General features: G+C 49.2%; 13 protein-coding genes. 12 read left to right on the top strand and 1 reads right to left on the bottom strand.

All coding sequences use genetic code 11. From position 1 onward, the window contains the following. The first annotated feature begins 82 nt into the window (after nt 1–82). The 11 genes from rpsM to YC6258_RS24865 all read left to right on the top strand — a co-directional run bounded on the left by rpsM (nt 83) and on the right by YC6258_RS24865 (nt 13,994). Nucleotides 83–439 carry a 30S ribosomal protein S13 gene (gene rpsM / locus YC6258_RS24915; RefSeq protein ID WP_044619282.1) on the top strand — a complete coding sequence of 119 codons (357 nt, stop codon included), beginning with the start codon at nt 83–85 and terminating at the stop codon, nt 437–439. Between the two features lie 27 nt (nt 440–466). Further along, on the top strand, nt 467–862 hold the full coding sequence (rpsK, locus tag YC6258_RS24910) for a 30S ribosomal protein S11 (protein WP_044619281.1): 396 nt from the start codon (nt 467–469) through the stop codon (nt 860–862). A gap of 14 nt (nt 863–876) precedes the next feature. Beyond that, a complete protein-coding gene (rpsD, locus tag YC6258_RS24905; RefSeq protein WP_044619280.1) occupies nt 877–1,497 on the top strand; it encodes a 30S ribosomal protein S4 in 621 nt (206 codons plus the stop codon). Nucleotides 1,498–1,517: 20 nt separating this feature from the next. Further along, the gene (locus tag YC6258_RS24900) at nt 1,518–2,519 is read left to right on the top strand and encodes a DNA-directed RNA polymerase subunit alpha (protein ID WP_044619279.1); all 1,002 of its coding nucleotides are present in this window, start codon (nt 1,518–1,520) and stop codon (nt 2,517–2,519) included. A gap of 31 nt (nt 2,520–2,550) precedes the next feature. Then, the gene (rplQ, locus tag YC6258_RS24895) at nt 2,551–2,952 is read left to right on the top strand and encodes a 50S ribosomal protein L17 (protein WP_044619278.1); all 402 of its coding nucleotides are present in this window, start codon (nt 2,551–2,553) and stop codon (nt 2,950–2,952) included. Between the two features lie 114 nt (nt 2,953–3,066). After that, entirely contained in the window at nt 3,067–4,323 is a 1,257-nt protein-coding gene (locus YC6258_RS24890) for an aminotransferase-like domain-containing protein (protein WP_211264587.1), read from the top strand. Nucleotides 4,324–4,667: 344 nt separating this feature from the next. Further along, nucleotides 4,668–6,122 carry a circularly permuted type 2 ATP-grasp protein gene (locus YC6258_RS24885; RefSeq protein WP_044619276.1) on the top strand — a complete coding sequence of 485 codons (1,455 nt, stop codon included), beginning with the start codon at nt 4,668–4,670 and terminating at the stop codon, nt 6,120–6,122. Next, entirely contained in the window at nt 6,122–7,042 is a 921-nt protein-coding gene (locus YC6258_RS24880) for an alpha-E domain-containing protein (protein ID WP_044619275.1), read from the top strand. Before YC6258_RS24885 ends, YC6258_RS24880 begins: the two co-directional genes overlap by 1 nt. Before the next feature lie 20 nt (nt 7,043–7,062). Further along, nucleotides 7,063–10,449 (top strand): transglutaminase family protein, encoded by a 3,387-nt coding sequence (locus YC6258_RS24875; RefSeq protein WP_044619274.1) that lies wholly within the window; start codon nt 7,063–7,065, stop codon nt 10,447–10,449. A 147-nt stretch (nt 10,450–10,596) separates the two neighbouring features. Further along, on the top strand, nt 10,597–13,116 hold the full coding sequence (locus YC6258_RS24870; RefSeq protein ID WP_044620407.1) for a circularly permuted type 2 ATP-grasp protein: 2,520 nt from the start codon (nt 10,597–10,599) through the stop codon (nt 13,114–13,116). Next, entirely contained in the window at nt 13,113–13,994 is an 882-nt protein-coding gene (locus YC6258_RS24865; RefSeq protein WP_044619273.1) for a transglutaminase family protein, read from the top strand. The genes YC6258_RS24870 and YC6258_RS24865 overlap by 4 nt, the downstream gene beginning before the upstream one ends. A gap of 97 nt (nt 13,995–14,091) precedes the next feature. Here YC6258_RS24865 and YC6258_RS24860 read toward each other — a convergent pair whose 3' ends face one another. Continuing rightward, a complete protein-coding gene (locus YC6258_RS24860) occupies nt 14,092–15,207 on the bottom strand; it encodes an alpha/beta hydrolase (protein ID WP_169749026.1) in 1,116 nt (371 codons plus the stop codon). Here YC6258_RS24860 and YC6258_RS29300 point away from each other — a divergent pair. Beyond that, entirely contained in the window at nt 15,206–15,517 is a 312-nt protein-coding gene (locus YC6258_RS29300) for a hypothetical protein (RefSeq protein ID WP_044619272.1), read from the top strand. The two genes, YC6258_RS24860 and YC6258_RS29300, sit on opposite strands and share 2 nt — an antisense overlap. The last annotated feature ends 65 nt before the right edge of the window (nt 15,518–15,582 follow it).

Genomic DNA, 15,582 nt, shown 5'->3' with positions numbered 1-15,582 from the left:
TCTTTCGCGCCCTAAAATGATCAGGGTTCAGAGCCGGAGCATTCCGTTCCGGTTTTCGGTGTTTAATAACGGAGTAAGTTGAATGGCCCGTATAGCCGGCGTCAATATTCCTGATAACAAGCACGCTGTGATTTCGCTCACTTATGTGTACGGAATCGGTAAGCCCACCGCTTACGAAATCTGTGCGAAAGTCGGAATAGACCCAACTACCAAGGTAAAAGACCTGTCAGAGGAAACTCTCGATCAGGTGCGCTCAGCGATAACTGAAATCCCTACTGAGGGTGATCTGCGTCGTGAAGTGCAAATGAATATCAAGCGCTTAATGGATATGGGTTGCTATCGCGGTATTCGTCACCGCCGTGGCCTGCCCCTACGTGGACAGCGTACCAAAACTAATGCTCGTACCCGTAAGGGGCCGCGCAAAGCCATTAAGAAGTAAAAACGAATTATTTGAAGGAAATCGAAGATGGCAAAGCCAGGTTCTTCAAACAAGTCGCGAAAGAAGGTTAAGAAGCAGATTGCCGACGGTGTCGCGCACATCCACGCCTCTTTTAACAATACTATCGTGACGATATCAGACCGCCAAGGCAACGCTCTGAGTTGGGCAACAGCCGGTGGCTCCGGTTTCCGTGGATCCAGAAAAAGTACACCTTTTGCAGCCCAGGTGGCCGCTGAGCGGGCAGGTACTGCCGCTCAGGAATACGGTCTCAAAAATCTGGATGTAGAGGTGAAAGGTCCTGGTCCCGGTCGAGAGTCAGCTGTTCGTGCACTCAATGCTTGTGGTTATAAAATTAATAGCATCACTGACGTGACGCCCATCCCGCACAACGGATGTCGCCCACCGAAGAAGCGTCGCGTGTAACAGGAGGCACATGAATGGCACGTTATATTGGTCCAAAGTGTAAACTGTCTCGCCGGGAAGGTACCGACCTATTCCTAAAGAGCGGTGTTCGTGCGCTGGACACCAAATGTAAGGCCGAAAGTGCACCTGGTGTACACGGCGCACGTAGAGGCAGATTGTCCGATTATGGCCTGCAGTTACGTGAGAAGCAGAAAGTTCGTCGTATCTACGGCATTCTGGAGAAGCAGTTCCGTGGTTATTACAAAGAAGCTGCTCGCCGAAAAGGCGCAACCGGTGAAAATCTGTTGCAAATTCTGGAAAGTCGTCTGGATAACGTGGTTTACAGAATGGGCTTCGGTAGCACTCGCGCAGAAGCTCGTCAGTTGGTAAGTCACAAAGCGATTCTGGTTAATGGTCAGACTTTGAATATCCCTTCATATCAAGTGAAAGTAGGCGATGTCATTGCCTTGCGTGAAAGAGCCCAAAAGCAACTTCGCGTTCAAAGTGCACTTGATATTGCATCCAGCCGAGCGGTTGTCGGTTGGGTTGAAGTAGATAGCAAAAAGTTTGAAGGCACATTCAAAGCCGTTCCAGAACGTTCTGATTTGTCTGCCGACATCAATGAAAACCTGATCGTCGAACTTTATTCTAAGTAACCGATTGCTGGGGAGCATATATGCAGCGTTCAGTTAATGACTTTCTGACACCTCGTAACATAGAAGTTGAAGAAATCAGCTCAACACGTGCGAAAATCACTCTTGAACCGTTGGAGCGTGGTTTTGGTCACACGCTGGGTAGTGCTCTTCGTCGGATTTTGCTGTCGTCGATTTCCGGAGCAGCCATTACCGAGGTAGAGGTTGAAGGTGTATTGCATGAGTACAGCACAATAGAAGGTGTTCAAGAGGATGTATTGGATATTCTTTTGAACCTGAAAGGTGTAGCGGTAAGATTGTTTGAGCGCGATGAAGTTGTTCTCAAGCTAAACAAAAGCGGTGAGGGCGAAGTAACAGCTGGAGATATCCAGTTGGACCATGGTGTCGAAATCGTCAATCCAGCTCATGTAATTTGTCACCTGAGTGGGAATTCCAGTATCAGTATGACATTGAAAGTGACCACTGGTCGCGGATATGTTCCTGCTGAGTCTCGTGAATCTGCCGATGACGAGAGCAAGCCAATTGGTAAGCTACAGTTAGACGCATCTTATAGCCCTGTTATAAGAGTTTCTTACGTGGTTGAGTCAGCCCGGGTAGAACAACGTACCGATCTGGACAAATTGGTTATCGATTTGGAATCTAACGGTACGATTGATCCGGAAGAAGCTATTCGCCGTGCAGCGACTATTCTTCAGCAACAGCTTGCAGCTTTTGTTGATTTTGAAAGCGAAGGCGAAGCCGAAGTTAAAGAAGAGGAAGATAAGATCGATCCGATTTTACTTCGTCCGGTTGATGATCTTGAGCTTACAGTTCGTTCTGCGAACTGTCTGAAAGCTGAGAACATTTACTATATCGGTGACCTGATTCAGCGAACAGAGGTTGAGTTGCTTAAAACACCTAACCTCGGTAAGAAATCACTGACAGAAATTAAAGATGTATTGGCTTCTAAAGGTCTTTCTCTTGGAATGGTCCTCGAGAATTGGCCACCGGCAAGCCTCAAGAACGACGACAAAGTGCTGATGTAATCAGCACTCTAGTATCGGAAGGAAATTAACCATGCGTCATCGTAAAAGTGGTCGAAATTTCTCTCGTACCAGCGCACATCGCAAAGCCATGTTTAAAAATATGGCGGCGAGTTTGTTTGAGCACGAAGTAATCAAAACCACTCTGCCTAAAGCGAAAGAACTTCGTAGACATGCAGAGCCTTTAATCACCAAGGCAAAAGTGGATAGCGTTGCTAACCGTCGTTATGCTTTTGATCGTCTTCGTTCAAAAGAAGCAGTTGGCAAACTTTTTACTGACTTGGGTCCTCGCTATAAAGATCGTCCAGGTGGATATATCCGCATTTTAAAATGTGGCTTCCGTGCTGGCGACAATGCACCGATGGCTTTTGTGGAGTTGGTAGACCGTCCAGAAGTGGACGTGGTCTCTGACGACGAAGCATCCAGCGAAGAGTAATAGAAAACCCCGCTTGAAAGCGGGGTTTTTTTTGTCCCGTCCTCTCTATCTATTATTTATTTCGGTTATTTTTGCCTTTGAATGGCATAGTTCTGGACTGTTTGCATATTTGCATTGAAATATTGCGAAAATGTCATTTGTCGAAGCAATACAAATTGGGCATGCTTTAACAAAAAAGGAACAGAAACCGTGTATTTATCCAGTCGAATTCAAAACATCAAGCCATCTTTTATCCGAGAGATTCTTAAGGTCACTGCTCAGTCCGATGCTATTTCATTTGCCGGGGGCTTACCCAACAAAGATTTGTTCCCATTAAATGAACTCAATGCAGCAAGCAGCCTGGTGTTTGCTGAACACGGCGTTGATGCTTTGCAATATGCAGCAACAGAAGGCTATCCGCCGTTAAAACAGTGGATCTCCGATCAATATCGTATAAGAGAGGGACTGGAAGTAAAGCCAGAGCAAATCGTCATTACCAACGGTTCTCAGCAGGCTTTTGATCTAATTGGTAAGGTTTTATTAAACGAAGGCGATCCATTGGCGATAGAGCAGCCCGGTTATCTGGGTGCCATTCAGGCCTTTTCGTTTTTCCGCCCAGCGTGGCAATCTGTTCGATTGGACGAGGGAGGAATGAACCTTGACGATATCCGTAAGGCGTTGAAGTGTTCTACCCGTTTGTTTTACAGCGTACCAAACTTTCAGAACCCAACAGGTTTATCACATCCGAATCAAAACCGTGAAGCTGTTGCGGATATGCTCCGCGATCAGGAGTGCTTTTTTATTCAGGATGATCCATATGGAGCGATTCAATTCAGTGAGCAACGCTATCTGAGTTACGCCAGCCTGTTACCAAATCAAACCATATTGCTTGGGTCATTTTCAAAAACTGTCGTTCCCGCATTTCGTTTAGGTTGGGTTGTTGTTCCGGAGGCGTTGATAGATCCTTTTCTGATCGCCAAACAGGCAATCGATTTACACACAAATAGTTTTTGTCAGCGTGTATTGCATGAGTATGTCAGTGGCGACAGTTTTGCCCCTCATTTAACAAATATCATTGATAACTATCGTGCACAGAAGCAGGCCATGGTCGATGCAGTCGTGGAAATGATGCCAGGGGGTGTTAGTTGTAGTGATCCTGAAGGCGGTATGTTTATATGGTTAAAGTTGCCCGAAAACATCTCTGCCCGGGAGTTACTAGAGTATTGTATGGAGCGTAAGGTGGTCTTTGTACCTGGTGATACCTTCTATCTCGGTGCTGAGGATGGCAACGAACTCAGGATGAATTATTCCTGTCTGTCTGCTGAGAAAATTCGTGAAGGGGTGAAGATTATGGCAGACGGCATTAATCAGTTAGCCTCTAGATCTCGCTAAAGAACAGTATTCCTTTTTTGGTGCACCCTTTTCTTTCAGTTTTAAAAAAGGGCTGTTTCGGTGCAAGACTTAAGTCAGTCGCTCGCAGCTCTTACTTTCTCTTCGTTTAATTCTATTTCTTATTCACTCCAAGACGTTTTTTAGCTGACTACGGTGCGGTCATTTTCGGCAGGTTTTTGAAGCTACTTTTCCTGCGATACGCATACACCCGCTGGTGGATCTTTAGGCTGGCAAATTAATTGCACAAATAGAGTTATTGGGCTTATTTCCCTGTAATAAGCAACTGAACCACAGACTGCTTGTGTAAGCCGGTTCGTAACTCGCAATTAATAATGAGACGGGATATGAGTATAGATTGGAATGAATACCAGCCAAACCAGTTCTATGATGAGTTAATTCGACAACCAGGAAAACCAAGACCCGCCGGTCGAAAACTGGCAGGTTATTTGTGTAAGCTGACGGAGCAGGAACTGACCGAACGACGTAACGCGGCGGAGGTTACTATTCAGCAGATGGGAGTCTCATTTACGGTATATACCGATGGACAGAATATCGATCGTTCCTGGCCCTTTGACATTATTCCCCGCGTCATCGATAGCAAACAGTGGCAAAGTACAGAATTGGGGCTGAAGCAACGGCTGAAGGCTCTCAACATGTTTATTAATGACCTCTACCATGATCAGAATATTATTAAGGATGGAGTCATACCCGAACACATCATTAAAGAATCCAAAAACTTTCGTAAGGAGTGTGTTGGTGTAACTCCTCCCCATGGCGTCTGGGCTCATATTTGTGGCACCGATCTGGTCCGGGATGAGGATGGTAAGTTCTATGTGCTCGAAGATAATTTGAGAGTTCCGTCCGGTGTTTCTTATATGTTGGAAAACAGGGCGATTACCAAGCGGGTATTCCCTGAGTTGTTTGAGTCTGTCCGGATATTGCCAAATAACGCTTATCCTGCTGAGCTGCTTAAGATGCTCGGTTCGTTGTCACCCCGTAAGATCAAGCAGCCACAGATTGTGGTCCTGACACCGGGCATTTTTAACTCCGCTTATTTTGAACATGCTTTTCTTGCCCAGGAAATGGGAGCTGAGTTGGTAGAAGGCTCAGATCTGGTGGTTAATGACGACAATGTTGTTTACATGAAAACGATTTCCGGACTGGAAAGAGTTGATGTGATCTATCGGCGTATTGATGACTTATTTCTGGATCCGGAGGTGTTTAATAAAGAGTCTGTATTGGGCGTACCGGGATTGATGCGAGCATGGAAAGCAGGAAAAGTTGCTCTGGCAAATGCACCGGGAGCGGGTGTGGCCGACGATAAAGTCGTTTATGCCTATGTGCCGAAAATCATTGAGTACTATCTTGGGGAAAAGGCTATCCTGCCAAATGTTGAGACTTTTCTGTGCGAAGACCCTGAGCAGCGAGCCTATGTCCTGGCAAATCTTGAAAAACTGGTGGTAAAACCGGCTAACGAGAGTGGTGGATATGGCATGTTGGTGGGTCCTCACAGTACCAAAAAGATGCGTGATACTTTTGCCGAATTGATTTCCAGTAATCCCAGAAACTACATTGCACAGCCGACTCTGAAGCTGTCAACGGCCCCTTCTTTAGTAGAAGGAACGCAGCCGAAGCCCAGACATCTGGACTTGAGACCCTTCGTCCTTCAGGGAAAATCCATGTACTGCACAACCGGCGGGCTAACCCGCGTGGCCATGAAAGAAGGTTCGCTGGTGGTCAATTCCTCTCAGGGTGGTGGCAGTAAAGATACCTGGATCGTTGATATGGAGAAGCGCTGATGTTGTCGAGAGTTGCAGCACGGGTCTATTGGACCGCACGTTATCTGGAACGGGTTGAAAATACCGCCAGACTGTTGAGTGTGTTTAACAGTCTGTTATTGGATTTACCGAGTGGTGTTAATCTTGGCTGGTATAATCTGGTGATCATCAATGGCTCAGAAGAGGGCTTTGAAAGGCGATATAAGGTTCGTAACGAACGTAATGTTCTGAGGTTCATGATTGCGGACGTTAATAACACCTCCTCAATTGTGAACATGATACATTGGGTGAAAGAGAATCTCAGAACATCCAGAGATGTGTTGCCTAGCGAGACCTGGGAACTGATCAATGAGCTGAACATGTTTGTTCGGGAAAATATAACTGCCGGTATCAATAAAGGTTCCCGTCATGAGTTTCTCGATCATATTGTGCGGGCCTGTCAGCAGATTGTCGGTTTAATGGTTGGGGTTATGAGTCGTGATGCGGGTTGGCATTTTTTGCAACTGGGTCGGAATATTGAACGTGCAGATATGACAACCCGGTTTCTGGATGCCGGTGCGGCGATGATCATGAACGAAGCCGATAGTCCTAACCGGGATCAGATTGTCTGGAACAATGTATTGAGTTCTGCCAGTGCCATTCAGGCCTATCTCAGGGAAACCGGGTCTGAGGTCAGTGGTTCAGATGTGGTTGAATTTCTGGTTGAAAATTCTCAGTTTCCAAGGTCATTAAAATATTGCCTGCATCGAGTGAAGTCCTGTATTGATGAATTGCCCCGTAATAAACAGTTGTCAGTGACAGCCGGCAGTGTTCTGGAATTTAGCCTGAAAACGATCGATTACAACAAGCTGGGTCAGGAGCTGAGGGATTATCTGAATGACCTGCAGGTTCGTATTTGCGAATTGCATGATGAAATATCAGAGAACTGGTTTGCCGTATAAATGCGGCTGAGAGAGGAATAATGGCTATCCGAGTTGCTATTCATCATGCGACCGAGTATGAATTCGATCGTCTGGTGAAAGTCTTTCCCCATGTTGTGCGTCTTAAACCGGCGGCTCATTCGCGTACTCACATTCATAGTTATTCTTTAAAAGTAGAACCTGAAGATCATTTTATAAATTGGCAGCAGGATCCTTTTGGTAACTATCTTGCCCGGTTGGTATTTCCTGAAAAGATCAAAAGATTACGGATAGAGGTCGAAGTTGTTGCCGATATGACCGTTATTAATCCGTTTGATTTTTTTGTCGAAGAATATGCCAGAGAGTTTCCGTTTAGCTATGACGAACAACTACAAAAAGAATTGCAGCCTTATCTGGAAGTCACTGAAAAAGGCGAGTTGTTGCAACAATGGTTAGCATCGTTTGAAACTAAGCCGGAAGAGAACATCGTCGATTTTCTGGTTCGTGTTAATCAAACCTTGCAGCAGCAGATTGGTTATGGGGTCAGACTTGAACCCGGCATCCAAAGCTGTGAAGAAACATTGACTCTGGCCAAAGGGTCCTGTCGTGATACCGGCTGGTTATTGGTGCAGATTCTGCGCCACCTGGGATTGGCTGCCAGATTCACTTCGGGTTATCTGGTGCAGCTGACGGCAGACCAGAAATCCCTCGATGGACCTTCCGGACCGGACAAAGACTTTACCGATCTGCATGCCTGGTGCGAAGTGTATATTCCCGGAGCCGGATGGATTGGTCTGGACCCAACTTCCGGATTGTTCGCAGGTGAAGGACATATTCCGTTGGCATGTACGCCTGATCCGGTATCCGCAGCGCCGATAACCGGGGCAACAGGCAAGTGTGAAGTGAAGTTCAGTTATGTCAACGAAGTGATCCGGGTGCATGAAGATCCAAGAGTCACCAGACCTTACAGCGATGATCAGTGGCAGACCATTCTGGCGCTTGGCAATAAGGTGGATCAGGAATTGCGCCAGCAGGATGTGCGGTTGACCACAGGAGGCGAACCGACGTTCGTATCAATAGACGATATGGAATCGGCACAATGGAATACCGAAGCCCTGGGCGAGGATAAACTGCGGCTGGCTAAAGACCTGTTGATCAGTCTGAAAGAACGTTTCGCACCCGGCGGGTTGTTACATTATGGCCAGGGTAAGTGGTATCCGGGGGAAGAGATTCCGCGCTGGTCACTGGGATGTTTCTGGCGAACCGATGGTCAGCCTCTGTGGCGGCAACCCGAATGGCTGGCCAGGGTCAGTCAGAACTACCATCATACCGTCGCCCATGCGCAGCAATTTTCTGAACAGCTGGCCAGTCGTCTGAAGCTCGATACCGGCCACATTATGCCCGCCTATGAGGACTCGTTGTTTTATTTGTGGCAGGAGCAACGACACCCTATCAATGCTGATTTAACCAAAGCCCGCACCCGCGATTCGCTCGACCGAAAGCGACTGATTCAGTTACTTGATCGGGGAGTTAACAGCGTTACGGGTTATGTCCTGCCATTGGAATGGGACTGGTACGCCCATGGTTGGCGCAGCGGTCTATGGAAGCTGCGGTCAGATGTGCTGACTCTGATTCCCGGTGATTCGCCGATAGGCCTGAGGTTGCCGCTCGATTCACTACCGGAACCTGAACGGGTTGATGAACTGGTTCAGCCGGAAGCCGACCCATTTGCATCGAAAGAACCTTTACAGCCATCGGGGCATGCCAATGATCAGCTTGGTCAGCGTGCTTCTGCGGCGCGCCCGGCATCTGCTGCGGTTGCAAAGCAGGGTGTGACTGCGCAGCGTGTATCCGGAGCTGCTGTTTATGCCAATACCATTCGAACGGCATTATGTTTTGAAAGCCGTAACGGCAAGTTGCATATTTTCATGCCTCCCGTCAGTTACCTGGAGCACTATGTCAGTCTGATCGAAGCTATCGAGGATACCGCAGCGGCATTGAACATTCCGGTTGTGCTGGAAGGTTATGAACCGCCCAAAGATGATCGTTTACGTAAGTTGCTGGTGACGCCTGATCCTGGTGTTATAGAAGTGAATATCCAGCCGGCTTCCGGTTGGCAGGAACTGGTCGAGAATACCGAAACTCTGTATGAACTGGCCCGGCAATGTCGTCTGGGAACTGAAAAATTCATGCTGGATGGTCGTCATTCCGGTACCGGTGGTGGTAATCACGTCACTTTTGGCGGAGCCCGTCCGGTGGACAGTCCGTTTTTGAGGCGGCCGGATCTGCTGATGAGCCTGGTGACATACTGGCAGCATCATCCGGGCTTGTCCTACCTGTTCTCCGGTATGTTCATTGGCCCGACCTCGCAATCTCCCAGGGTGGACGAAGGGCGTGATGAAAGCCTGTATGAGCTGGAAATTGCCTTTCAGCAGATGCCTGCCGGTGAAGTGCAGCAGCCCTGGCTGGTTGACCGGTTATTTCGTAATCTGCTGGTGGACATCACCGGTAATACCCATCGCTCGGAGTTTTGCATCGATAAATTGTATGCCGCCGGGTCTGCCAGCGGTCGTCAGGGCCTGCTGGAGTTTCGTGGTTTTGAAATGCCGCCCCATGCCCGTATGTCGTTGGTCCAGATTCTGTTGCTACAGTGTTTGATCAGCCGTTTCTGGAAGCAGCCTTATCGTCATAATCTGGTGCGCTGGGGAACGGAGCTGCACGATAAATTCATGCTGCCTCACTATGTCTGGTCCGATATCCGCGATGTGGTCAGGGATCTCAATGACCATGGTTATCCATTCGATCTGCAATGGTTGGCACCGTTTGAGGAGTTTCGTTTCCCTCATTACGGCAGAACCCAGATCGACGATATAGAGCTGGAACTGCGCTGGGCGATTGAGCCCTGGCACGTTCTTGGCGAGGAAGTGAGTAGCTTTGGTACGGCCCGTTATGTGGATTCATCGGTTGAGCGTTTGCAGGTCAAGCTCCGGGGGCTGGTGCCGGGCCGTTATGTATTAGCCTGTAACGGCCGTAAAGTGAATCTGAATCCCACGGATACCAAGGGCGAGTTTGTCGCCGGAGTACGTTACCGGGCCTGGCAGCCACCTTCGGCATTACATCCCACCATTGGTGTTCATACGCCGCTGGTATTCGATCTGATTGATACCTGGAACGGCAAGAGCATCGGCGGTTGTAGTTATCATGTTTCCCATCCTGGGGGACGAAACTACCAGACCTATCCGGTCAATGCCTTTGAAGCAGAAGCCCGGCGGGTCAATCGCTATTTCAGTGGCCAGCATACACCCGGCAAACTAAGCCCCACTCCGGCTGGCAAAGTGTTGCGCGAGTTTTTTGAACATAAGCACCCACCGCAACCGATGGCGCCTCCACAGGAGCGTCCGGATATTGAATATCCGCATACTTTGGACTTACGCAAACGACCTGGCTGACAGCCGTGTGTGGAAGTATGGCAACCGGTTGGCGGTTGATCACCGGTTTCGCTATGCTTGCCGACCATTTCTCCATGAAAACGCTAAACTGATGATGAGTGACCAGGATTTAAGGTTGAGAGCTGAATGCAACAGCAGATGCAAGATATGATGACAACGACGGGGTATGCAAAACCCGCCGATAGTCGGGATGAAGTTTACGACTCCGAGGGTCAGATACGCCCACACTGGAAATATCTGCTCGAAAGTCTGGAATCCCTGGGCCCGGAAGCCATGCGGGAACGGCAAAAAAAGGTTTCGCGGATTCTGCGCGACGACGGCGCCACCTACAAAATCTATCAGCAACCGGAAGCCAGTCAGGTCTGGCAGCTTAACCCTGTCCCGTTATTGATCGACAGTGAGGAATGGGCGTTTATTGAAAGCGGCATGTTGGAGCGTTCGGAGTTATACAACCTGATTCTGGAAGATGTATACGGTCCGCAAACCCTGATCAAACATAAAGTCATTCCCCCTGAACTGGTGTTTTCCAGTGCCGGATTTTTGCGCAGTTGTCATCAGTTGAAAATTCCCGGCTCCCATCAACTGATCATTCATGCCATCGATCTGATCCGTAACCCCAGCGGCCAGCTGACGGTGATTTCCGATCGCTGTCAGGCACCATCCGGTGCCGGTTATGCGCTGGAAAACCGTACTGTCATGACCCGCGTGTTTCCAAGTCTGTTTCGCGACAGCCATGTTCATCGGCTGGCTTATTTTTTTACCCAGCTGCGGTTAAAACTGAACGATCTGAACCCCAACGGGGGGTTGCCGAGAGTTGTGATTCTCACGCCCGGAGCGCTCAACGAAACCTACTTCGAGCACGTTTATCTGTCTAACTATCTTGGTTTTCCGCTGGTGCAGGGCAATGACCTGACGGTACGCGGCGGTTATGTCTGGATGAAATCTCTGGATGGTTTGAAACGGGTTGATGTGATTCTGCGTCGGGTGGATGACATTTACTGTGATCCGGTTGAGCTGCGCGGGGACTCCCACCTTGGGGTTCCGGGCATTATGGGGGTGGCGCGGGCCGGTAAGGTCGTGATTGCCAATCCATTAGGGTCCGGTTTTTTGGAAAATCCCGCCCTGTATCGTTATTTGCCGGCAATTGGCCGGCATTTGCAGGGGCGTGAACCCCGGTTGCAGAATGTTCGCACCTGGTGGTGTGGTGACCCCGATGATCTGCAATATGTGCTGGATAATATTGCCACGCTGATGATCAAACCCTGTTACCGCAAAGCCGGCGCCTATTCCGTATATGGCCCGAGTCTGGATGCCAACAAGCTGACCGCGTGGAAAAACCGCATTAAGCGTAGTCCATACATGTATGTGGCCCAGGAATATATGCCAAGTTCCTGCTCGCCGACCTGGCATCAGGAAAAGATGTTACCAAGGCATTCCGTGTTACGGACATTTTCCGTGGCAGGTGAATTCGATTACGCCATCATGCCTGGAGGGCTGACCCGGGTGAGCCTGGATGAGTCTGCTCATGTGGTGTCCAACCAGACCGGCTCGGTCTCCAAGGATACCTGGGTGTTGGCTTCCGAGCCGGAGAAATCCGTCGCGGTCAAAGCGGAAGGGACGCTCGAAGAAACGTTCTCCATTCAGCAGGAATTACCCAGCCGGGTGGCCGAAAACCTGTTCTGGATGGGACGCTATGCTGAACGGGCAGAAGCGGCGTTGAGATTTCTGCGGACTGTGTTTTTGCAATTGAATCGGGTCGAACCTCTGCCGCAGAGCAGCTACCGCATTCTGCTGAAAGGGCTGACCCAGTTGACCATGAGTTATCCCGGTTTTGCGGCAGACAACGAAAAACTGTTTGCCAACCCGGAAAGCGAATTGTATCAACTGATTCAGGATCGTCACCGTGCCGGATCGGTGGCGGCGAACCTCTATGCCATGCTGCGCTCAGCCGAACAGGTCAAGGAACAGCTGACCAGCGATACCCAACGCATTATCAATGATATTGGTGATGAACTGGACATCCTGCGCAGTACCTTGCGCCCTGGACTGTGGTCTGCGCCGGAAGAGGCGCTGGATCCGCTGGTCACTACACTGCTGGCACTGTCCGGTCTGGTGCAGGAGAGTATGGTTCGCGATTATGCCTGGAACTTTATCGATCTGGGGCGGCGACTGGAACGCAGCCTGCAAATGATCAGTCAGATTCGCTCGCTGTTTGTGCCTTGTCTGAAAGATGAAGAACAGGAACTGCTGGTGGAATCGCTGCTGTTATCCAACGAATCCATCATTACCTATCGGCGCCGTTATCATTGTCAGCCGGAAGTGGGCAAGGGGCTCGATATGCTGTTGTTTGATGCATCAAACCCGCGCTCCATCCTGTATCAGCTCAATAAGATCAGCAAACATCTCAAGCAGTTACCCGTGCAGGGCGGACATTTGAGCGCCCATGATAAACTGATTCTGGAAGCGACCACAGCGGTACAGCTGTGCGATATTCACACCATGGCTCAGGAAGACAACAATGGCGTCAGAACCTTGTTGGATCAATTGATGGCCAGGATTCAGCGGCTGTTGGCGGCCACATCCGATGCCTTGAGTGATCGTTATTTTGATCATACCGCCGGTCCACAACCACTGGTCAGAAATACCTTCTGGCAGGATGATTTATGAAATATCAGGTTCGCCACACCACCCGTTACAAGTATCAGGAAAGCGTCAGCCACTGCTACAACATGGGCTACATACTGCCCAGAAATACGGCCCGTCAAACGGTCTATGACAGCAAGGTGAATATTTCTCCGACAGCGGTGCAAGCGCAGATACAAGAAGATCTTTATGGTAACCATGCTTATCATTTCAGCATCGAAACGGCTCATGATGAGCTCGACGTGACGGTTGTCAGTCAACTGGAAGTACAGGAGACTGAAGCAATCAATTTGCAGATTGGTAATTCCTGTGAATACAGCAAGACGCTGTTATTCAAAAGTGATCATGCTGAGACATTGGCGGCGCGAGAATTTATGCTGGAGTCCCCCAAGATCAAAACCTCCCAGGAACTGATGGACTATGCCGCTCCGTCATTCACCGATGACCGCACGTTATTGGCCGCAGTGATGGATCTGACCCAGCGTATTTTTAATGACTTCACCTATGATCCGGAGTTTTCCAACATATCCACACCCTTGAGTGAAGTGCTCAAGCATCGTCGAGGAGTCTGTCAGGACTTCGCGCATCTGGGGATCGCCTGTCTGCGGGCTCTCGGTTATCCGGCCCGATATATCAGCGGATACCTGGAAACCCTGCCGCCACCGGGACAGAAGAAACTGGTCGGTGCAGATGCCTCCCATGCCTGGTTCGCTGTTTATTCTCCGGGCGAAGGCTGGTTCGAGTTTGATCCCACCAACAACCAGATGGCTGGGGTCCAGCATATTACCACTGCCTGGGGACGCGATTATGCCGATGTTCCGCCATTAAAAGGCGTGGTATTTGGTGGTGGTGAGTCGTCGACTTTACATGTGGCTGTGGATGTTATGCGGATGCCCGACTAACAGACTGGTTGCAAAAATACCAATACCGAGCTGCAATCACCCGGTCATTCCATGGCCCGGGTGAGATATTTGAACGGGTCAAAACAAGGCAGAACCGTTACTGGTTGGATTGGATCACAACAGAAGACATCTGATCATTGGCATAGGGTGTTAATGCCCAGAAGTGCGGTGTGTCGGTTGTCAGAGTCCAGGAGCTCCCCGAAAAATAGTTATTCTGATACATGGTCACGGTCCATCCGGCAGGAATTTTTACGGATGACGCCCAATCGTCGGGTACTCCTTTGGCTGCGAGTTGCTGTTGCGTATAGCGACCGGGCATTAGTGACTGACCAGTACTGCCACCGTAGTTAATATCCTGATAGAAGATCACTCCGTCATTCTGGTTGTTACCATCATCACTGACAAAAATACGTTGGGCAAAATGATATAGACCGGGTTTCCACACCGACCAGTCATGACCTGCGCCTTCGTGGAGCAGATAATCATGCTGGACTCCATTGGCATTCATATAGTCGTGTATTTCTCTGGCAATTGAAACCAGACCGTCCGCTGTGCCACAGGAGAGCCAGAGCATTGGTAGCCTGTCTGTGTCGGATATGTCCGGAATCAGGGCGTCTGCGGCTTTGGTATTGGGAGCAGCCGAAAATGCGCCCACCCAGGCGAATGTATCCGGGTTACCGAGACCGAAGTTCAGCGATTGGCCACCTCCCATCGATAGCCCGGAAATGGCGCGAGAGGTTCTACCGCGGTTAACGGAATAACGGGATTCAATAAACGGAATAAGGTCGTTCAGCAGTTCGTATTCAAATGTGGTAAATGATTCCACCACCTGTGGATCAAAAATATCCCCGATGGGGATATCATCGTCCATGGCACGACCATTTGGCATCACAACAATCATGGGTTCTGCCTGATCGGCGGCGTAGAGATTGTCCATAATGTTAAGGGGAGCGCCGTTATCGGACCATTCGTTGATATTCCCGCCGATACCATGCAGCAGATAAAGTACGTTATAGGTTTTATTGGATGAGTAATCAGGGGGCAGCAGCACCCGGGTGTTTTTATGAGCACCTGCCACCGTCGAATAATATTGTACGATCTGATAACTTCCATGAGGAATGGAAGGATTGTAGTGGTCGTAACCTGCTGGTGGGGGTGAGATATCCGCTTTGGCCGGAATGGTTATCAGGCTTCCAAGGATGGATGCAGTCATGAGAATTGCTTTGAATGATATTGTTTTCATTATTATTCCTTCATTGCAGTTAAGGGTACTACTTCTTGGATGTCGGAACACGAACGTCGTTATGAGTGGTCCGGAAAAACCTATGGGGCCTCTGAAAAATAGAAATAGTTTTGATGCAGGCGAGGAAGCACCACTCGCAACACCGCAGTTTACTGACGTAAATGAGGATGTGAGACTGGGGCTGACAACGTCCTGCGCGAAAATAGTTCATTTTTCAGAGGCTCCCTATATCCAGGCAGGACAGAATATGTTTCACCTGCATGAACACATCACTTCATAGCAAACCGGTTGTCGCTCTGGAATCGTGTTTTAGAATGTTATAGCGGGGGCAGGCAGATGGTTTTT

Source organism: Gynuella sunshinyii YC6258, assembly GCF_000940805.1.
In the GTDB taxonomy this organism is placed as follows: domain Bacteria; phylum Pseudomonadota; class Gammaproteobacteria; order Pseudomonadales; family Natronospirillaceae; genus Gynuella; species Gynuella sunshinyii.
This window is presented reverse-complemented; position numbering and strand designations above follow the sequence as displayed.

Excerpts from the sequence above, each read along its gene's own strand:
- YC6258_RS24885 (WP_044619276.1), top strand. The coding sequence starts at position 4,668 with ATGAGTATAGATTGGAATGAATACCAGCCAAACCAGTTCTATGATGAG.
- YC6258_RS24880 (WP_044619275.1), top strand. The coding sequence starts at position 6,122 with ATGTTGTCGAGAGTTGCAGCACGGGTCTATTGGACCGCACGTTATCTG.
- rpsK (WP_044619281.1), top strand. The coding sequence starts at position 467 with ATGGCAAAGCCAGGTTCTTCAAACAAGTCGCGAAAGAAGGTTAAGAAG.
- rpsM (WP_044619282.1), top strand. The coding sequence starts at position 83 with ATGGCCCGTATAGCCGGCGTCAATATTCCTGATAACAAGCACGCTGTG.
- YC6258_RS24865 (WP_044619273.1), top strand. The coding sequence starts at position 13,113 with ATGAAATATCAGGTTCGCCACACCACCCGTTACAAGTATCAGGAAAGC.
- rpsD (WP_044619280.1), top strand. The coding sequence starts at position 877 with ATGGCACGTTATATTGGTCCAAAGTGTAAACTGTCTCGCCGGGAAGGT.
- YC6258_RS24900 (WP_044619279.1), top strand. The coding sequence starts at position 1,518 with ATGCAGCGTTCAGTTAATGACTTTCTGACACCTCGTAACATAGAAGTT.
- YC6258_RS29300 (WP_044619272.1), top strand. The coding sequence starts at position 15,206 with ATGAGAATTGCTTTGAATGATATTGTTTTCATTATTATTCCTTCATTG.
- YC6258_RS24860 (WP_169749026.1), bottom strand. The coding sequence starts at position 15,207 with ATGACTGCATCCATCCTTGGAAGCCTGATAACCATTCCGGCCAAAGCG.
- rplQ (WP_044619278.1), top strand. The coding sequence starts at position 2,551 with ATGCGTCATCGTAAAAGTGGTCGAAATTTCTCTCGTACCAGCGCACAT.
- YC6258_RS24875 (WP_044619274.1), top strand. The coding sequence starts at position 7,063 with ATGGCTATCCGAGTTGCTATTCATCATGCGACCGAGTATGAATTCGAT.
- YC6258_RS24870 (WP_044620407.1), top strand. The coding sequence starts at position 10,597 with ATGATGACAACGACGGGGTATGCAAAACCCGCCGATAGTCGGGATGAA.